The sequence below is a fragment of the Burkholderia sp. AU27893 genome (assembly GCF_002223205.1).
Lineage (GTDB): Bacteria > Pseudomonadota > Gammaproteobacteria > Burkholderiales > Burkholderiaceae > Burkholderia.
This window is the reverse complement of record NZ_NKFD01000004.1, coordinates 107,926-127,017: the sequence shown is the minus strand read 5'-3', so window position 1 is coordinate 127,017 and position 19,092 is coordinate 107,926. Positions and strand designations below refer to the sequence as shown.

General features: G+C 68.3%; 18 protein-coding genes. 6 read left to right on the top strand and 12 right to left on the bottom strand.

The genetic code is table 11. From position 1 onward, the window contains the following. The first annotated feature begins 243 nt into the window (after positions 1-243). The 3 genes from CFB47_RS20455 (at position 244) to CFB47_RS20445 (ending at position 5,780) form a co-directional block, all read left to right on the top strand. Positions 244-3,657, top strand: coding sequence for a DUF2339 domain-containing protein (locus tag CFB47_RS20455; RefSeq protein ID WP_089462096.1), 3,414 nt, complete (start codon positions 244-246; stop codon positions 3,655-3,657). Beyond that, positions 3,654-4,997, top strand: coding sequence for a DUF3999 domain-containing protein (locus tag CFB47_RS20450; protein WP_089462095.1), 1,344 nt, complete (start codon positions 3,654-3,656; stop codon positions 4,995-4,997). The genes CFB47_RS20455 and CFB47_RS20450 overlap by 4 nt, the downstream gene beginning before the upstream one ends. 129 nt (positions 4,998-5,126) lie before the next feature. Continuing rightward, entirely contained in the window at positions 5,127-5,780 is a 654-nt protein-coding gene (locus CFB47_RS20445) for a lytic transglycosylase domain-containing protein (RefSeq protein WP_089441681.1), read from the top strand. An 8-nt stretch (positions 5,781-5,788) separates the two neighbouring features. Here the strand turns inward: CFB47_RS20445 and CFB47_RS20440 are convergent, their stop codons facing one another. The 3 genes from CFB47_RS20440 to CFB47_RS20430 all read right to left on the bottom strand — a co-directional run bounded on the left by CFB47_RS20440 (position 5,789) and on the right by CFB47_RS20430 (position 9,760). Further along, entirely contained in the window at positions 5,789-6,487 is a 699-nt protein-coding gene (locus CFB47_RS20440; RefSeq protein ID WP_089462094.1) for a response regulator, read from the bottom strand. A gap of 40 nt (positions 6,488-6,527) precedes the next feature. Continuing rightward, the gene (kdpB, locus tag CFB47_RS20435; protein ID WP_089463492.1) at positions 6,528-8,612 is read right to left on the bottom strand and encodes a potassium-transporting ATPase subunit KdpB; all 2,085 of its coding nucleotides are present in this window, start codon (positions 8,610-8,612) and stop codon (positions 6,528-6,530) included. Positions 8,613-8,971: 359 nt separating this feature from the next. Then, entirely contained in the window at positions 8,972-9,760 is a 789-nt protein-coding gene (locus tag CFB47_RS20430) for a GNAT family N-acetyltransferase (protein ID WP_089462093.1), read from the bottom strand. Between the two features lie 279 nt (positions 9,761-10,039). On the opposite strand from CFB47_RS20430, the gene CFB47_RS20425 reads away from it, so the two are divergent. The 3 genes from CFB47_RS20425 (at position 10,040) to CFB47_RS20415 (ending at position 11,767) form a co-directional block, all read left to right on the top strand. Next, complete coding sequence (locus tag CFB47_RS20425) at positions 10,040-10,345, top strand: NIPSNAP family protein (protein WP_039346660.1); 306 nt, start codon at positions 10,040-10,042, stop codon at positions 10,343-10,345. Between the two features lie 324 nt (positions 10,346-10,669). Then, positions 10,670-11,320: an NADPH-dependent FMN reductase gene (locus CFB47_RS20420; protein WP_089458837.1), complete on the top strand. Its 651-nt coding sequence runs from the start codon at positions 10,670-10,672 to the stop codon at positions 11,318-11,320. Between the two features lie 228 nt (positions 11,321-11,548). Continuing rightward, the gene (locus tag CFB47_RS20415) at positions 11,549-11,767 is read left to right on the top strand and encodes a hypothetical protein (protein ID WP_011354057.1); all 219 of its coding nucleotides are present in this window, start codon (positions 11,549-11,551) and stop codon (positions 11,765-11,767) included. A 96-nt stretch (positions 11,768-11,863) separates the two neighbouring features. Here the strand turns inward: CFB47_RS20415 and CFB47_RS41775 are convergent, their stop codons facing one another. Genes CFB47_RS41775 through CFB47_RS20375 form a run of 9 tightly spaced genes read right to left on the bottom strand, consistent with a single transcriptional unit; the run spans position 11,864 to position 19,077 of the window. Continuing rightward, on the bottom strand, positions 11,864-11,998 hold the full coding sequence (locus CFB47_RS41775; RefSeq protein ID WP_256946722.1) for a hypothetical protein: 135 nt from the start codon (positions 11,996-11,998) through the stop codon (positions 11,864-11,866). Beyond that, the gene (locus CFB47_RS20410; protein WP_089462092.1) at positions 11,995-12,945 is read right to left on the bottom strand and encodes an NAD-dependent epimerase/dehydratase family protein; all 951 of its coding nucleotides are present in this window, start codon (positions 12,943-12,945) and stop codon (positions 11,995-11,997) included. Before CFB47_RS20410 ends, CFB47_RS41775 begins: the two co-directional genes overlap by 4 nt. Then, complete coding sequence (locus CFB47_RS20405) at positions 12,942-13,949, bottom strand: fumarylacetoacetate hydrolase family protein (protein ID WP_089462091.1); 1,008 nt, start codon at positions 13,947-13,949, stop codon at positions 12,942-12,944. Before CFB47_RS20405 ends, CFB47_RS20410 begins: the two co-directional genes overlap by 4 nt. Next, complete coding sequence (locus tag CFB47_RS20400; RefSeq protein WP_089462090.1) at positions 13,946-14,542, bottom strand: cupin domain-containing protein; 597 nt, start codon at positions 14,540-14,542, stop codon at positions 13,946-13,948. The genes CFB47_RS20405 and CFB47_RS20400 overlap by 4 nt, the downstream gene beginning before the upstream one ends. After that, positions 14,539-15,354 carry a cyclase family protein gene (locus tag CFB47_RS20395; protein ID WP_089462089.1) on the bottom strand — a complete coding sequence of 272 codons (816 nt, stop codon included), beginning with the start codon at positions 15,352-15,354 and terminating at the stop codon, positions 14,539-14,541. The genes CFB47_RS20400 and CFB47_RS20395 overlap by 4 nt, the downstream gene beginning before the upstream one ends. A 2-nt stretch (positions 15,355-15,356) precedes the next feature. Further along, a complete protein-coding gene (locus tag CFB47_RS20390) occupies positions 15,357-16,559 on the bottom strand; it encodes an MFS transporter (RefSeq protein WP_089462088.1) in 1,203 nt (400 codons plus the stop codon). Positions 16,560-16,575: 16 nt separating this feature from the next. Further along, complete coding sequence (locus tag CFB47_RS20385; RefSeq protein WP_179259015.1) at positions 16,576-17,706, bottom strand: FAD-dependent oxidoreductase; 1,131 nt, start codon at positions 17,704-17,706, stop codon at positions 16,576-16,578. A gap of 35 nt (positions 17,707-17,741) precedes the next feature. Next, positions 17,742-18,101 (bottom strand): Rieske 2Fe-2S domain-containing protein, encoded by a 360-nt coding sequence (locus CFB47_RS20380; protein ID WP_089462086.1) that lies wholly within the window; start codon positions 18,099-18,101, stop codon positions 17,742-17,744. A gap of 19 nt (positions 18,102-18,120) precedes the next feature. After that, positions 18,121-19,077 (bottom strand): VOC family protein, encoded by a 957-nt coding sequence (locus CFB47_RS20375; protein WP_089462085.1) that lies wholly within the window; start codon positions 19,075-19,077, stop codon positions 18,121-18,123. Positions 19,078-19,092: the final 15 nt, after the last annotated feature.

Sequence of the window (19,092 nt, the reverse complement as noted above, 5' to 3'; positions counted from 1 at the left end):
CCGTGCAAAAAAGCCGCGCGGCGACACCGGACGGTGCGCGCCGCGATACCGCGCCAACCCGGAAAATCCCCAACGGCCGCTGTGATACATTCCCCGCCAATACGCTGATCGCGACGCAGGCCGCCACGCGGCCACCGTGTCAGCAGCGCATGCCGGTTCGCCTGCCGGCCATGCCGACACTGCCTCGACGGGCAAACATCCGATCGCAGGCCGATAACGATACGAGAGAGGGAGCAAGGCGAGATGAACTGGGCTTTTACCGCAATCGGCTTCATCGTGGGCGGGATTGCCGCATTGATCGGGGATTTCTCCGCCATCACCGGCGCAGTGCTCGGCGCCGCGATCGGATTCTGCCTCGACAACACGCTGCAACAGCGCAAACGCAAGAACAAGGGCACGGCCCCCGGCGCGCCAGCGATGCAGGCACCGCCCGCCCAGCCGCCGGTGCCACTGGCCGAGCGCGTCGCGCGCCTCGAGGCGACCGTCGAGACGCTGACGCGCGAAGTCGCATCGCTGCGCGGCCAGCTGGCCGGCGCGAAGGCCGGCTCGGCCGCGACTGACGCGACCGCGTACACGCCCACCGGGGCCGCCTCTGCCTCTGCCTCGGCAGCCCCATCCGCATCCTTCCCGCCTTCGGCCGTCCTGCCACCGCGCGTGCCTGCCCAGCCGGCCGCCGCACGCGCGGACGCACCGGCGTCCGCCTCGGCACCGGCTCCCAGCCCCGTTCGCGCCGCCACGCCGGCACCGACACCGGCCGCCGCGATCCGCGCGAGCACAACACCTGCCGCCCCAGCGCCCGCACCGTCGGCGCCCCCCGCGCCGCCCAAACCGCGCGAACCCGACCTCGTCGAGCGTGCATTGCGCGCCGCGCGCGACTGGCTGCTCGGCGGCAACACGGTCGTGCGCGTCGGGATCATCGTGCTGTTCTTCGGCGTCGCGTTCCTGCTCAAGTACGCGGCCGACAACAACATGCTGCCGATCGAATTCCGCCTCGCCGGCACCGCGCTGGCCGCGGCCGCGCTGCTCGCGATCGGCTGGCGCGTGCGCGCGCGCCGTGCGGCGTACGGGCTCGTGCTGCAGGGCGGCGGCGTCGGCATCCTGTACCTGACGATCTTCGCCGCGACCAAGCTTTACGCGTTGCTGCCCGTCGGCGCCGCGTTCCCGCTGATGGTGGCCGTGTGCGCGCTGAGCGCGTTCCTCGCGGTGCGGCAGAACGCGCTGCCGCTCGCGTTCATGGGCACCGCGGGCGGCTTTCTCGCGCCGGTGCTGCTGTCGACCGGCCAGGGCAACCATGTCGCGCTGTTCAGCTACTACGCGCTGCTGAACGCGGGCATCTTCGCGATCGCCTGGTTCAAGGCCTGGCGTCCGCTGAACCTGCTCGGCTTCGTCTTCACGTTCACGATCGGCTCGGCATGGGGCGTGACGGCCTACCGCCCCGCGCTGTTCGCGAGCACCGAGCCGTTCCTCGTCCTGTTCTTCCTGATGTACGTCGGCATCGCGCTGCTGTACGCGGTGAAGCGCGAGCTCGCGCTGCGGCACTACGTGGACGGCACGCTCGTGTTCGGCACGCCGATCGTCGCGACCGCGCTGCAGGCGTCGCTCGTGAAGGACATGCCGTTCGGGCTCGCGTGGAGCGCCGTCGCGCTGTCGGCGTTCTACGTCGTGGTCACCGCGTGGCTCGCGCGGCGCCGCGACCGCCTCGCGCTGCTGTTCGAATCCACGCTCGCGCTCGCGGTGATCTTCGCGACGCTGGCCGTGCCGCTCGCGTTCTCCGGTCCGACGACCAGCGCCGCGTGGGCGATCGAAGGCGCGGCCGTCGTCTGGCTCGGCGTGCGCGAGAAACGCATGCTGCGCTTCGGTTTCGGGCTGCTGATGCAGGTTGCCGCGGCCGGCGCGTTCTTCACGAGCCTGCTCGGGCCGGCCGACGCCACCGCGCTGCCGGTGCTCAACAGTCCCTACATCGCGATGCTGCTGATCGCGCTCGCGGGCCTGTTCACCGGCTGGTGGCTGCACGGGCGCAGCGAAGCGCGCGCGTGGCATGCGTGGATGCCGGAGATCGGCGCCGCAGCCGCCGCATGGGGGCTGCTGTGGTGGGTGAGCGGCGGCCTGCACGAGATCCTCGTCTACGCGAGCCGTCACGTCGACCTGCATGCCGACCGCTTCGTCGTCGATACGACCGCACTGTTCGCGGCCGGCACCGCGTGGCTCGCGCACGTCGCGCGCCGCCGGCTGGCGTGGCCGCTCGCCGAATGGCCGGCGCTCGCGCTGACGCCGGTGCTGGCGCTGCTCGCGCTGCGTGCGTTCGATGCGCACGAAGCGCCGCTGTCGGGGATGGGCGCATTCGCGTGGCCCCTCGCCGTCGGCGCAGGCCTTGCGCTGCTGTGGCGTCAGTCGCGCGGCACCGCAGGCGTCGATGCCGCACCGGGCTCGGCGCGCGGCGTCGCGCCATCCCTCTCCGCAGGCATCATCGCACCGCTGCATACGCTGATGTTCTGGACCGTATGCGGGCTGCTGTCGTTCGAAGGCTTCTGGCGCCTGCGTGCGTACGTGCCCGAAGGCGCGTGGAGCTGGAGCGCGTGGGCCTATGGCCTCGGTGCGCTGCTCCTGCTGGTGTCCGGCCCCGGCTCGCGGCTGCGCTGGCCCGTCGCGGCGTTTCCGCGCGCGTACCAGGTGTGGGGCGCGGCGCCGCTCGCGGCGTTGCTGTGGCTGTGGAGCATCGCCAGCGTGATCAGCGACGGCAACGCGGCGCCGCTCTTCTGGCTGCCGCTGCTCAACCCGCTCGACATCGCGCAGTTCCTCGTGTTCGTCGCGTTCGCCGTGTGGCTGCGCCGCCTGCGGACGCTCGGTATCGCGTGGCATCCGCGCGTCGTCGACTACGCGGCCATCGCGACCGTGTTCCTGTGGTTCAACGCACTGATGCTGCGCACGCTGCATCAGCGCTTCCACCTGGCCTACGACATCGACACCGTGCTGTCGTCGTTCGGCATCCAGCAGGTGTTCATGGTCGGCTGGAGCCTGTTCGCGTTCGCCGGGATGTGGCTGACGCGTCGCGACGGCATCGCCCGCATGTGCGCGCTCGCGTCGCTGCCGCTGATCGTCGTGATGTGGGTGTGGACCTTCTACGCGAACTTCACGCAGGACGGCGGAAGCTGGGCGCGCGTGCCGCTCTTCAACCCGCTCGACCTCGTGCTCGCGGTGGTCTATGCGCTCGCCGCGTCGTGGTTCGTGCGCGCCCGCAAGCTCGGCTGGTCGTTCGGCAAGTATCGCGTCGAGCTGCTGAGCGCGGCCGGCGCGACCGCGTTCCTGTGGCTGAACGCGATCCTGCTGCGCACGCTGCATCACTGGGCCGGCGTGCCGTACGAACTCGGCGCGATGGCGGAATCGACACTGGTGCAGGCGTCGGTGTCCGTGTACTGGACGCTCTGCGCGCTCGCCATCACGATCTGGGCCACGCGCCGTGGGCTGCGTCCGCTGTGGTTCGTCGGCGCCGCGCTGCTCGCGCTCACGGTCGTCAAGCTGTTCCTGTTCGACCTGTCGCACGTGTCCGGCATCGAGCGCATCGTGTCGTTCATCGGCATCGGCGTGCTGCTGCTGTTGATCGGGTATTTCTCGCCGCTACCGCCGAAGGCCGCCGCGCAACAGGACGACCACGCATGAAGCGACTCGCCGCCCTGCTCGGACTGAGCGTGCTCGCATCGTTCGCGGCGGCCGACGGGCGCGTCGCGCAGCGCTTCTCGCTCGACCTCGACGGCGCCGCCGCGTATTACCAGCTCACGGTGCCGCAGCCCGTCTATGCGGCGAGCCGGCGCGACGACCTCGGCGACGTGCGCATCTTCAACGGCGCAGGCGAGCCGGTGCCGTATTCGCTCGATGCCCCCGCGGCGGCCGCGCCCGCCGTCCCGCCGAAGCGCACACCCGTGCACTGGTTTGCGCTGCCCCCCGCCCGCGCCGACAAGGGCAACGCGCCGCTCGGCGTGACGGTCGGCCCCGACGGCGCGCTGCGCGCGGGCGTCGCCGCACCGGTGCGCGCGGAGCACGGCGCGGATCTCGTCGACCTGTCGCATGCGGACGGCGAGATCGACGCGCTGCTCGTGCACGTGCGCGACGACAGCTACCAGGGGCGTGTCACCGTCGAAGCCAGCGACGACCTGCGCAGCTGGCGATCGCTCGGCAGCACGCAACTGCTGAAGGTGGGCCACGGCGACGCGATGCTGGTGCAGGAACGGATCGCACTCGAAGGCGCGGCGCCGCGCTACCTGCGGCTCGACTGGCTCGACGGTGCGCCCGCGATCGCGTCGATCGACGTCGAGACGCACCCGCGCGATGCACGCGGGACCGACACCGCATCGGTGCCGCGTCAATGGCGCGACGCCGTGCGCGTGCGGGCCGGCGGCACGCCTGGCGAGTATCTGTTCGATACCGATGGCGCGTATCCGGTCGACCGCGTGCGCATCGACCTGCCGCAGCCGAACACCGTCGCGCGCGCGACGCTGCAGAGCCGCGCCGACGCGCAGGCACCGTGGCGCGACGTCGCGGGCGCCGTGCTGTTCCGGCTGCAGGGCAAGGCCGGCGAACAGCGCAATCCGCCGCTCGAATTCGCGGCGAATACGGATCGCGCGTGGCGGATCGTCGTCGACATGCGCAACGGCGGATTCGGCGGCGGCCAGCCGGCCGTCGCGATCGGCTGGCATCCGGCCGCGCTGACGTTCGTCGCGCGCGGCGCGCCGCCGTTTACGCTCGGCGTCGGCGACGCGTCGCTTGTATCGTCGGCCGTGAGCCGCGACGCATTGCTGGTGGGCATGGCGCCCGAAGTGCGGCCCGCGCGGGTCGGCGCGGCGTTGCCGGTTTCGGCGGTCGCGCCGGCGCCGGCCGCCGATCCGGACGCACCGCGCCGCTACGTGCTGTGGGGCGCGCTGGTCGTCGCGGTCAGCGTGCTCGGCACGATTGCGTGGCGCCTCGCGAGAGGCGGCGGCGACACGCACGGCCGCGACGGGTGACGCCGCGCAGCCATGCGCACCGCCCGTCCGCCCGTCTTTACGCGCCGTTTATCTCGCGTGCCGGTTTCTTTCGACGGTCGCAATGCATAACTGCGTACAGTCGTCGCATCGGAACCACGATGCGACGACATGCAGGAAACCTATCCATCGTATGACCGGCCGGCGCCGCGCACGCGCGTGCGCCCGGCCCTGCGGCTGAAGCGGCTTTTGCTGCTCTTCCCGATCGTGCTGCCGCTGTCGATCGCATGGCCCGCGCATGCCGACGACACGCCTGCGGCGCCGATCAGCGCCGCCAGCACGCCCGAACCCTCGCTTCCCCCGACGCTCGACACGATCGTCACCGCGCTGCGCAACCGCTTTCACGTCGCATACGCCGACGCGCGCACGATCGCGCGCGCGGTGCAGACCGAATCGGATCGCTACGGGCTCGCACCGGCGCTGCTGCTCGCGATCATCGCGGTCGAGTCGGGCTTCGATCGCCACGCGGTCAGTGTCGCCGGCGCGCGCGGGTTGATGCAGGTGATGCCCACCGCCCATCGCGATCTCGTCGCGCATGTGAAGGATCTCTCCGATCCGGCCACCAACGTGCGGATCGGCGCGGCGATCTTTCGCGGCTATCTCGACGATGCGGACGGCGACGTCGAAACCGCGCTCGTGCGCTACAACGGCGGCACGAAGCGCTATGCGCAGCGGGTCGCGCTGCGCGTGCAGCAATTCGATGCGCAGCTGCGCCGTTCGAACGGCGCGGCGAGCGACGCGCTGCGGACGGCCGCGAACCCCTGAGCGCGGCGCTACCGCGCACCGTCGAGCCGGTAGCCGGCGCCCGTCTCCGTGACGATGTACGCGGGCCGCCGCGGGTCGCATTCCAGCTTGCGCCGCAGATGGCCGACATACACGCGCAGGTCGTGCGCATCCTTGCCGTGCGCCGCGCCCCACACCTCGCTCAGCAGGCGGTCGTGCGTCAGTAGCCGGCCTGCATGATGCGCGAGCGCGGCCAGCAGCCGGAATTCGATCGGGCTCAGATGCACGCGCGCCCCGCCGCGCAGCACCTGGCGATCGCCGAGATCGACGGTCACGTCGCCGAAGCGCACGCACACCGCATCGATGCGCCCGCCGCCCGCTTGCCGCCGCAGGTGCGCACGCATCCGCGCGATCAGCTCGGCGGCGCCGAACGGCTTGGTCACGTAATCGTCCGCGCCCGCATCGAGCGCGGCCACCTTGTCGCTTTCCGCGCTCAGCGCCGACAGCACGATCAGCGGTGCGGCCGAGCACGCGCGCAGTGCACGGATCAGGTCGGTGCCGCCAAGGTCGCGCAGGTTCGTGTCCGCGACGATCAGGTCGGGACGTCGCACGCCGACGGCCGCCACGCCCGCCGCACCGGTCGCGGCCTCGAAGACATGCATGTGTTCGGCCTTCAACGCGACACGGACGAAACGCCGGATGAGCCTGTCTTCGTCGACGATCACGATGACGATGCCCGGTTCGCTCATCCGGCAGCGCCTTCGTCCGGTGCGTGATGCGCGCCCATGCTCAGGCCCATCCGCATGCCACCAGCACCATGTCGATCAGCTTGATGAACGGGAACGGCAACAGTACGCCGCCGAGCCCATACAGCAGTAGGTTCCGGCGCAGCAGCGGCGCGGCGCCGAGCGGGCGATAGCGCACGCCCTTCAGCGCGAGCGGGATCAGCGCGACGATGATCAGCGCGTTGAAGATCACCGCCGACAGGATCGCCGACGCCGGCGACGCGAGGTGCATCACGTCGAACACGCGCAGTTGCGGATACGTTGTCGCGAACGCGGCCGGGATGATCGCGAAATACTTCGCGACGTCGTTCGCGATCGAGAACGTCGTCAGCGAACCGCGCGTCATCAGCATCTGCTTGCCGATCTCGACGATCTCGATCAGCTTCGTCGGGTTCGAGTCGAGGTCGACCATGTTGCCGGCTTCCTTCGCCGCCTGCGTGCCGGTGTTCATCGCCACGGCGACGTCGGCCTGCGCGAGCGCCGGCGCGTCGTTGGTGCCGTCGCCGGTCATCGCAACCAGACGGCCCGCCGCCTGATGCTCGCGGATCGTCGCAAGCTTGGTTTCCGGCGTCGCTTCCGCGAGGAAGTCGTCGACGCCCGCTTCCGCCGCGATCGCCGCGGCCGTCAGCCGGTTGTCGCCCGTCACCATCACGGTCTTGATGCCCATCTTGCGCAGTTCCGCGAAGCGCTCCTTGATGCCGCCCTTCACGATGTCCTTCAGCTCGATTACGCCGAGCACGCGGGCAACGCCGTCGACGCGCTCCGCCACCACGAGCGGCGTGCTGCCGCGACGCGCGATGTCGGTCACGACCGCGTCGACTTCGCGCGTGACATGACCGCCGTGGGACTCGACGTAATGCTTGATCGCGTCCGCCGCGCCTTTGCGGATCTCGCGCCCCGGCGCCCCGGAGGACGTCCCCGTGGGGAACAGGTCGACACCGCTCATCCGCGTCTGTGCGCTGAACGACAGGAACACCGGATGCAGCGCCTGCATGTCGCGCTCGCGCAAGTTGAAGCGCTGTTTCGCGAGCACGACGATGCTGCGGCCTTCCGGCGTTTCGTCGGCGAGCGACGACAGTTGCGCGGCATCGGCCAGCGCTTCCTCGGTCACGAACGGCGCGGGTACGAACGCCGACGCCTGGCGGTTGCCGAGCGTGATCGTGCCGGTCTTGTCGAGCAGCAGCACGTCGACGTCTCCGGCGGCTTCCACCGCGCGGCCCGACGTCGCGATCACGTTGGCCTGCATCATCCGGCTCATCCCGGCCACGCCGATCGCGGACAACAGGCCGCCGATCGTCGTCGGGATCAGGCACACGAGCAGCGCCACCAGGGCTGTGATCGTCACCACGTGGCCGGCCTTCATCGCTTCGACCGCGAACGTCGAGAACGGCAGCAACGTGGCGGTGGCGAGCAGCATCACGATCGTCAAGGCAACGAGCAGGATCGTCAGCGCGATCTCGTTCGGCGTCTTCTTGCGCTTCGCCCCTTCGACCATCGCGATCATCCGGTCGAGGAACGCCTCGCCCGGATTGACGGCGACGCGCACGACGATCCAGTCGGACAGCACGCGCGTGCCGCCCGTCACCGACGAGAAGTCGCCGCCCGCCTCGCGGATCACCGGCGCGGATTCGCCGGTGATCGCCGATTCATCGACCGACGCGACGCCTTCGATCACGTCGCCGTCGGCCGGGATCGTGTCGCCGGTTTCGACGAGCACGACGTCGCCCTTGCGCAGGTCGGTCGACGCCATCACTTCGACGACCGACTTCGCACGCGGCGCCGCGAGCTTTTTCGCGACCACGTTGTGTTTCGCACTGCGCAGCGACGCGGCCTGCGCTTTCGAGCGCCCTTCGGCGAGCGCTTCGGCGAAGTTCGCGAACAGCACGGTGAACCACAGCCACAGCGCGATCGCGACGATGAAGCCGGCGGGGGCTTCGGCCTGGCCGAACAGCGCGGCGATCCACAGGATCGTCGTCAGGATGCTGCCGACGTACACGCAGAACATCACCGGGTTGCGGAACTGCGTGCGCGGCGTGAGTTTGCGGAACGAATCGGCGATCGCCGGGCGCACGAGCGCGGGGTCGAACATCGAGCGTACGGCCGTGCGCGGATGGCCCGGCTGCGCGGGGCGCGGGCCTGTCATGGGTGAGAGAGACATGGCGGTTTCCTTTTGCCGGCGCGCCCGCGCATCGGCAGCCGGCATCGGTCAGGCGAGCCGGCTGCCGACGCGGGTTGTCGCGTACGGCTTCCGTTTCCACGCAACCATCTTATGAAGGTTCGCGTGAAGATCGCGGCAAAGGATCGCGTCAGGGTATAAAAAGCGCGTAAACGTCCGTTTCGCCGCGGCGCGGCGGGGGTGTCTCGAGGGCCGTACACGAGCGGGAGCGCCACACTCCGCTCATCCGACGCTTACGCGGCAAAGCAGGAAAACGAACCGGGGCGCGGCGTTCAGCCGAACGTGTAGCGCCCGTGCTGACGCGGGCGCCACGGCGACGAGCGGCAACTCGCGGCACCGGCCGCGCGTCGTGCCGCCCAGCCTGCGCCACGGCGCACGTGCTGGCCGCGCCGGGCCACGGCGACCATGCGCGACGGCAACGCATACGCAAGACGCCGCACGGCCGCCACGCGCGCGGCCATGCGCGACGCCGGCGACACGCGGCGCGCGAGGTGCGCGACGGGCCGCTTGCAGAGGATCGCGCTGTCGTAGCGCTTGCCGTCGAAGCGCATCACGTCGACGACCTCGAAACCCTGTGCGCCGTAGAACGCAAGCAGGTGCGAAGCGGGATGCGGCGTATCGAGTGCGAGCAGCGTATAGCCGCGCAGCGCGGCCCACTGTTCGGCGAACGACAGCAGCAACGCGCCGATCCCGCGGCTCTGGCAATCGGGGTCCACCGCCACCTGCCGCACGCTCGCGACGCCTTCGCGCCGGTACAGCGAGCACGCCGACGACGGATCGGTCGCATACAGCGTGGCCGTGCCGATCACGCGCCCGCCGCACACGGCGACGTAGCACTCGCCCGCTTCCGCGCGGCGGCGCGTGACATCCTCGCTCTGGTCGACGCACGTGCAGTTGAGTCCCATCGCGCCGAGCCGCACGAACGCGCGATGCAGCATCGGCGTGAGTTGGGCATAGCTGTCGAAGGCCGGATCGAAACGCCGCACGATCACCCGATCGGCGCACACGGAAGGCGGCGCGGCGGGAGTGTGTTCGGCGATCGCGTTCCAGGGTATCGACATTGCCTTGCTCCGTGGTTGGGATGCCCGAAGTCTATGAGCGCGCCAGCCGCCCTCGCAAGAAAAAATGTCGTAAAAGTTTGGAGAAATGCGTGCGGGAGAGAGGGTTGCGACAGTGCGCGCCGTGGCTTCGCGTGCGTCGTGGCGATCGCATGACGGAACGCCGATCGTTGTTTGCGCAAGCAATGCATCCCGTGGCCGGATCACGCGTTGGCATGTGCCGTTGACACATGCGGCGACGCCTTCCAGACTCGCGGGTTCCATCCCTCCCCGAGCGCGCCCATGATCACCTGCTACCTTCGCTACGTCATCGATCCGTACAAGCTCGACCAGTTCGAAACGTACGGCAAGATGTGGATTCCGCTCGTCGAAAAATTCGGCGGCACGCATCACGGCTACTTCCTGCCGTCCGAAGGGGCGAACAACATCGCGCTCGCGATGTTCTCGTTCCCGAGCCTCGCCGAATACGAGCGTTACCGCGAACGCTCGATGGACGATCCGGCCTGCCAGGCCGCGTTCCGCTACGCGGAGGAAACACGCTGTATCGTCAGCTACGAGCGCAGCTTCTTCCGGCCGGTGTTCGAGTAATAGGTGATGGGCGACGGGCAACGGCCCGACGCATCGCGCCCCTTTTTCTGACCGGGACGAAAAAAAGCCCCGCCTGCATCCGCGCGGCGGGGCCAACCCATGTCAGTAGAGACATCATGGAGGAGACGGGCCCATCTTATCGACCACGGCGCGCCGTCCCAACCAAGCATTTCTGCTATCGATCTGGGCGGCCTCGCACACGATTGCCCCTGCCGCGCGGCATATCGATAGAACGAAAAGTCGTTTTCAGAGTGGCGGCGGGGTCGTTACCATCTGGTTTTAAGCCTGTGCTTAGCCGGGCAAGCCATCCCCAAGGAGCGCCCCTTGACTGCATTCGATCAACACCGCCGCCCGTTCGTCGTCGGCATTGGCGGTACCACCCGCGCAGCGTCGTCGACCGAACGCGCACTGTCGTTCGCGTTGCGCGGCGCGCAAGCGGCCGGCGCACGCACGCGGCTGTTCGACGGCCCGTTCCTGCATACGCTGCCGCACTACGCGCCCGAACACAAAACGCTGACCGACGCGCAGCGCGAACTGATCGACGCCGTGCGCCAGGCCGACGCGATCATCATCGCGACGCCCGGCTATCACGGCGGCGTTTCCGGCCTCGTGAAGAACGCACTCGACACGCTCGAGGAGCTGCGCGCCGACGATCGCCCGTATCTCGACGGTCGTGCGGTCGGCCTGATCGTCACGGCCTACGGCTGGCAGGCGGCCGGCACCGTGCTGACGTCGCTGCGTTCGATCGTGCACGCGCTGCGCGGCTGGCCAACGCCGTTCGGCGCCACCGTGAACACGCTCGAAACGCGCTTCGACAGCGCCGACAGCTGCTCGGATCCGAAGGTGGTCACGCAGCTCGAGACGGTCGGCACGCAGGCGGCCGAGTTCGCGCTCGCGTTCGCCTCGCATCGCGCGGCCTCGCATGCGGCATCGGTCGATGCGCTCGCACCCGTGCTGAAGATCGCCAACCAGTAATTTTCCCGCCTTCCGCCGCCCGCGCCCGGACGATTCCATTCGCCCGCGCGGGCGGCGCGCATTCGGACGCGCGGCGACGCGCCGTGTCCGTCGACGCCCCTCCCTGCCGCCCTTTCCCCGCACCGATAAGAATTCGGCCCGCCGCGTGATTTGCATTGGCCGAAAGATTGGTTCACGCCGCGGGCGGGTTTTCGTACGCTGAACCTCCGAACTTTCTCCGCGCACGCCATGAACCGTACGATCCGCTACAAGGGCTACGAAGTCGCCCCCGCTGCCGCCCGGTTGCCGAACGGGCTGTTCGCCGCCAACCTGACCATCGAGAAGGCGAGCGGCGGCCCGTCGCCGCGCGCCGTTTCGTTCGACGCGATCGATTTCTTCTTCGAGGAAGAGCACGCGCTGGCCTACGCGTCCCGCTGGGGCCGCCTCTGGGTCGACACGAACGCGTGACGCACGCGTGGCCGGCTATCGTTCGTCAATGAAGACGAGCGGCATACCATGAATGAAATCAATGGCTTGCAGATCATTCCGCCATGATTGCCCGCTTCATTTTTCCATACGAACAAATTCCGCCGCCCCTTTCAGGCCGCGCACGCTGTCCGGCGGCCAGGTGTCCGCGCCGGAGGCTGCGACGGCTGAAACTGAACGGATCACGATCACGAGATTCGTGCCGGAATTCACGTGCGCTCGAGCGCATGGGTGACGAGCGCGTCGATCGTGCCGTCGTGCCGAAATCCCGCCTCGACGGCACGGCGATCAGTCAGCGGCGGTTGTCGTCCGAATAGCCGCTCGATCCGCTCCACCGGCGTGTAGTCGATGTCGAACGAGCCGAACCGCCGGACCAACGCATCGACGATCTCTTGAACCGACAGATGCAGCACCGGGGGCGTCCAGACTCGGCCGACGTGCATCCCCTCTGCGGACATGCGTCCGGCGTGCAGCAGGTTGTCGATACAGCATCTGCGGGACATCCACCACACGGTGGCCGAGGGCGAAACGGGACATGTATATGACTGGCCGCTCTGCGCCGCGCGGAAGATCTGGCTCATGAACGCGGACCCATGTCCCGCAGCAAGCGCCGGACGAGCCACGATGCCCGGCAGACGCAACGCACGGCCATCCAGCTTGCCGCGTCGCGTCCAGTCGGCAAGGATCAGCTCGCCAACCAGCTTGTGCACGCCGTAGCTCATCGTCGGGCGCGGCAGGGTGTGCTCGTCCACGGACGGGGGTAACGACTCGCCCAACACGGCAACGCTGCTGGCATAGACGACGCGCGCCGCACGCCCCTGCTCCGTCGCTTGCTTCGCCAGGCGCTCGAACAGCGCCAGCATCCCCGACAGATTCACCCGGTCGCCCTCGGCCGGTTCGGCTTCCGCCTGCGAGCCGGGCATGCTCGCCAGATGAAAGACGACGTCGACAGGTTTCGACAGCTGCGGCTCGAGAATCTCCGGGCTGCTGAAATCGCCGACCCGTGCCGTGATTCGCGCATCGTCGTACGGCCACTCCGCTTGCCGGTCGACCAACAACAGTTCCGACACATCGCCGGGCTCCGCGATACCGTCGCGCAGCAGCCGTTCGACCAACGCCGTTCCGACAAATCCGCCCGCCCCGGTCACCAGCACTCTCATGGCCGAGCCTCCTCGTCGTCGGCGCGCGGCGCGCGCACAACCCGTTGATCGATCGTGCCGAACGGTGCGTTGCCGGCGTCATCGCGCGCCGTCATCCTGACCCGGTCGCCAAAGCGCATGAACCGCGTGCGCGCGGCCCCTTCGTCGATCATTTCGATCACGCGGCGCTCGGCGACGCACGCCGAGCCCGCGTTGCGATCGGCATTCGACACCGTGCCGGACCCGACGATCGTCCCCGCCGACAGGCGGCGCGTACGGGCCGCATGCGCGACGAGTTCACCGAAGCCGAAGTTCATCTCGCGTCCATGCGGATGACCGAACCAGCGGTCGTTCCATTCGACGTGCAGGCTCAGATGCACGCGGCCGTCGCGCCAGTGCTCGCCGAGTTCGTCGGGTGTGACGGCAACCGGTGCAAAGCTCGTAGAGGGCTTGGCCTGCAGGAAACCAAAGCCCGTCTTCATTTCGCGCGGGCCGAACGCCCGCAGGCTCCAGTCGTTGAGCTGTACGATCAGCCGGATGCAGCGCAGCGCACCGGCGGCCGATACGCCCATCGGCACGCTCCCCACTACCACGCCGAATTCGCCTTCGAAGTCGATGCAGTCGGCCTCGTCAGGCAAGGGCACGTCGCTGGCCGGACCGAGGAAGTCGTCGCTGGCGCCCTGGTACATGACGGGCACCGTATCGAACTCGGGAATCGGCGGAGTATTGAACGCCTGCTCCATCAGGCGGCCGTGATTCAGAAACGCCGAGCCGTCGCACCACTGCGGACTGCGCGGCAAGGGCGCAGCGCATGCAGCAGTATGGAATGGGCGCGCCTCGGGCACGCTGCCGGCGTTCAACGCGTCGTAACGCGCCTGCAAGCCAGGCGCGAGCGCGTCCCAACGATCGAGCACATCAGCCAGTGTCGTTGCGATCGGTGCAGCTTCGACGGCATGGCGCAGGTCGCGCGACACGAGCAGCAAGCGGCCATCGGCGCTGCCATCGGGCAAGGTGGCGAATTTCATCGCGCGCCTCCGTGTGCGGGCGTGTCGAGCGCAACGGCAATCGCCGGATCGTAGGCACCATCGATCAGAACGAACAGCATTCGGCATGGACGGCCCGAGCGATTCGCCCAAGCATGGTTGGTTCCCCGCTGAATCACCACGCTGCCCGGCGCCAGTGCGACTTCGGCATCGTCGAGGATCAGGGTCATTTCGCCTTCGATCACCACGCCGTAGTCGATCGACTCGGTGCGATGCATCAGCGGATGCGGCGAGCCGGCCTTCACCGTCGACGCTGCTGCGTCGCCGATCTGGCTGAACGCATCGTGCATTTTCACCGCACCGTGCGCGAGAAATTCCGGCGTGTCGGGTGGAATGTCGACGAAGCGCATACGGGTGCCCTGTTTTGGCGGCGGTAGCATGAGCGCGCCAACCGTGGGATCGGCGCCATTGTCGACCAGGGCGGGGCTCGACGATGTGCTCCACACTTCGTGGAATACGGTGCCGGGAATCGCGGCGATTTCCACCACGGTCGGCAGGGGACCGTCGGATGCGACGATTGCCCGACCGTCGGCATCGTGACCGGTCACCACGCGACGAATCGCTGGAAAGCTCATGCTGCTGCCTCCACGTCGGTGTCGTCGAAAATCGCGACGGCGCGCGTCCACCCTGCCGACGCACCGCGAATCTTGTGCGGGAAGCAACTGATCGTGAAGCCGGTCGGCGGCAAGGCCGTGAGGTTGTACAGCTTCTCCAGATGGCAATAGCCGATATCGCGCCCCGCCTTGTGCCCTTCCCAAATCAGCGACGTATCGCCCGTTTCCGCGATCTTTTTCGCGGTGTAGGAGAACGGGGCATCCCAGCTCCATGCATCGGTGCCGGTCAAGCGCACGCCACGCTGCAACAGGTACATGGTCGCTTCGTAGCCCATGCCGCAGCCCGCATTGACGTAGTCGTCGTGCCCGTAGCGCGATCCGGCCCGCGTGTTCACGACGACGATATCGAGCGGCTGCAGTTCGTGGTCGATGCGCGCGAGTTCGGCTTCGACATCGGCCGCTGTCGCGACGTAGCCGTCCGGAAAGTGCCGGAAATCGAGCTTCACGCCCGGCTGGAAGCACCATTCCAGCGGCACCTGATCGATCGTGATGGACGGTCGGGCCTCACCCAGGCTCGCATCCATCGTCGAGTGGAAATGCCAGGGCGCGTCGAGATGCGTGCCACTGTGGGTCGTCAACGTGACCCACTCCGCGGCGGCAGCTTCACCGTCGGGATAGTCCTCGGGTTTTGTACCCGGCAGCATCGCCATGAATTCGGGCAGCGTGTCGCCGTGCTTCTGATAGCTGATCCTCGGCGCGAGCGGCGGCGGATCGGAGAGAACGTCGTTCTCGAGATAGATGGAGAGATCGACGAACCGTCGAACGGGTTTCATGTTCAGACTCCTTGGGATGGGGAACGGCGATCGAGCCGCGAGAAGCAGACTGCCGCAGCGGCGGCGATCAGCACTGCCGCGAACCCGAGGCTGCCGTAGCCGGACTGCTTGACGAGCGTGCCGCCGAGCACCGGGCCAATGGCGGCGCCCGTCATCAGCATCGCCGGCGTCGCGGCAACGGCGCGGCCGGTGCGGTCGATGCGCGCCAGCATGCCGAACGCGAAGGTGTGGGTGAAGATCATCACGGCAGCAAAGACCGAGGTGGCCGCCGCGTACGGCACGAACGCCGCGCTTTGCGTGATGACCAGCGCCAGCGCGGCCTGCACAACGGGGCCCGCCCGCACGACCTTGCGGCCCGGCACGCGCGTTTCGAGCAGTCCCGCGACGGGAGCGGGAAACAGGTTGACGAAGCCGAGCGCGATCAGCGTCGCGATCACGGCACTCAAACCGAATCCGCGATCGAGGCCGATACGCTGGACAAAACTGAACAGCATCGACTGCGTCAGCGCCATGCAGCCGACACCTGCCATGCCGAACCAGACGACACGCTCGAAGCGAGGCTCGTCGCCGGCTGCCGCGCTGCCGCGCGCTTTAAGCGACGGAAACGCGAGCGCGCATGCGATCGCGGCAACGCCCATCACGCTCGCAAAAACGTGAAACAGCATCGGGCCGCCATGCGTTGCTATCAGCCCCGGCACGGTGCCGAGAAACGCGATCGCGAAGATGCCGAGCGCGAGGCCGGAGATCGCGAACAGGCGATGCGGATTGCGGCTTCGTCCAACCGTGCCGTGCGTGAAGCTCAGGCCGCATCCGACAGCGACGCCCGCGACGGCATGCAGAGTCGCCAACGTCAGATAGCGATCAACCGGCACGGACGTGATGCCGACGAACGCACCCGCCGCGATGCCGAAGCCGACGGTCGACATCGCGCGCGCCGGCAGGCGATTCAAGCGCGGCGAGAAAAAGACGCTGCTCAGTACGGCACCCGCCAGGAACAGCGTGGCAAGCAGGCCCGCCTTCTGGGGATCGAGCCGATACGCACCGATCAACGTGCCGACCCAAACCGGCAAGGCCACCAGATCGACCATGCCGGCGCAATGCGCGAGCATCAACGCAACGGTGCCGAACGCGCCAAGCCGCGTCGTGTCGGTCGATATCGACAGGTCGGCACTTGCCGGCGTCGTGGGGGAAAGGTTCGTCTCCATCGTGCCTCCGCTTGCGTCAGATAGGCCGCGCGAGACTCATATGCGTCTCGTGCATGATGCGCCGGTGTTCCTCTTTGTCGCCGCCGCCGATCTCGATCTCGCCAAGACGCCCGGAGTTTTCCACCACCATGCGGCAGCGCTCCCAGCGGCGCGCCTGGAATGCCTGCAACGCAGCTTCCACCGTCACACCGCGCCCCAGCTCTTCTGCGAGCACGATCGCATCCTCGATGCCGATGCCCGCGCCCGCTGCCATATGCGGCGTGGTCGCGTGCACCGCATCGCCGACGAGCACCACCCGTGAGCTGAACCAGGGCGCCGGCAGCAGCAGGCTTTCCAGCGGACGGTAGTTGACGCGCGATTCGGCGCCGATCTGCGCGCGGATGGACCGGATCAGCGGCACGTCGAACATGGCCAGCAACTCGGACAGCATGCGCGGCCATTCGGCGGGATCGATGTAGTCGTTGGTCGGCCTGTCCTCGGTGACGAAGACGTACATTTCCTCCCGGGAAACCGGATTGACACCCGCCTTGATCCGGTGCCCCAGCCACATCGTCGCGCAAGCGATCTCCGCCGGTCGCGGCACCACGGCGCGCCACACGCCCTGGCCCGTATAGCGCGGCTTCGGCGCATCGGGAAACGCAGCGGCGCGCACTTTCGAGTAGAGGCCGTCCGCTCCGACCACGAGGTCGTACGTACCGTGTGTGCCGTCCGTGAACGCCACGTCCATTTGTTCGCCGCGCGGCTCGATCCGCGAGAAGGTGCCGCCGAGCTTCACGCGCACGCCTGCGGCGCGTGTCGCCTTGGCGAGAATATCGGCCAGCACCGGGCGCATGATTGCGCCGCCGCCAGGAACGTCCTCGCCGGCCACTCGCGGAGTCGGCAGCGTGCCGATCGACTGGCCGCCGGCCGTATACAGATTCACGCCGTCGCCGCCGTGGCCGCGCTCGAAGAAGGCGTCGAGCACGCCGATCGTGCGCAGCGCGCGCAACGTAGGCCCGCCAATGCTGATGCCGGCGCCGTACGAGCGCCAGCCCGGGTCGATCTCGACGAGGTCGACCGTGAGGCCGAGCTTCGCGCACTGGATCGCCGTCGCCATACCGGAAAAACCGCCGCCTATGACGAGGACGTGTTGAAGAGGGGCTGCCATCTGGGTGTCTCCTTGTTGTGTCTGGTGTGGGTGTGTCATGTCGCGATCAGCACGATGGTGCCGTCGTGCGTCACGTCGATCTCGACGGGTGTCAGCCGCTGACCGAGGCACGGGCCGAGTACGCACTCACCGCTTGCGATATCGAACTGCGCACCGTGCGCGTGGCAGACGATGCGGGTGCCGTCGCCGTTCAGGTAGGCGTCCTTGCGCCAGGCCATCTGCGTTTCGCCGAAAAAGTGCGGGCATGCATCGCGATACGCACGAACCTGCACGCCGTACCGCACGACAAAAAGCGTGTCGTGCCCCTGCCCATCGGGATCGAAGCCGCGCGCGCCGGGATCGGGCAGATCGTCGACGCTTGCGAGACGAATGCGATCGGGATTTGTCTCGGACATGACGGAACGATTCTCGCCGTCAATCCGACGTCGCCGCCGCTGCCCCCGGCGGAGGACCGCCCGGCGCCCACTTGTCGCGATGCTGGAACAGGAACAGTTGCGACGCGTCGGCGCCCATGGGCGCCTCGCGCGCGTTCCATGCATCGTCGTGCAGATCCATGTCGGCGTCGTACTCGACGTGACAGCCGAGCGGGCTGTTGAAATACCAGAACCAGTTCGAGCCGAACCGGTGACGCCCCGGCCCCCAAAACGACTGGTAACCCTTCGCGACGAAACGCGTGCCCGCCTGCAGCACTTCGGTCGGTCCGCCCATATGGAACGTGAAATGCTCGCAACCCTTCATGAAAGGCGGCGTCTGAATCATGAACAGCGTGTGATGGTCGAGCGTGCCGGCCGGCTGCAGAAACGGCCCGACGCCCGTGAATCGGTCGGTGCAGCGAAAGCCGAGACGCTCCACATAGAAGGCTTCGGCCTTCGCCGCATCCGGCACGAAGTAGACGACGTGCGAGAGCGTGCGCGGAGTCAGCACCGCATCGTCGCTCACGGCCACGATGTTCGGCGCGCGCTGCGCAGGCGCGCCCGGCGCATTCACGGGCTCGGCGGCCAAGGCAAGCGAACGGCGCCTGGTCACCTGGAAGCCGATCGCGAAGCCCATGTCGTCGAGCGATTCGATCGATCCGTCGGCGAGCGTGCTCACTTCTCGGTCGCGGCGCAGCTCCGCCGCGATCGCGTCGATCGTCGCGGCATCGGCGACGCCGTAAATCGTCTTGCGCAGCATGCTTGCCGTGCCGAGCGCAGGCGACAACGCCGGATCGTCGCGGCGCGCGATGTCGATGCCGGTTCCGTCGAGTGCCTCGAAACGGCCACCGGTGTCGTCGCTGCGCACCGGCAACAGCCCGTAGTCAAGCAGATATTGGCTGCAGGCGGCGACGTCGTCCACGCCGAAGACCAGCGTATCGGGTCCGATGATATTCATGAGATGTGCGTGCTT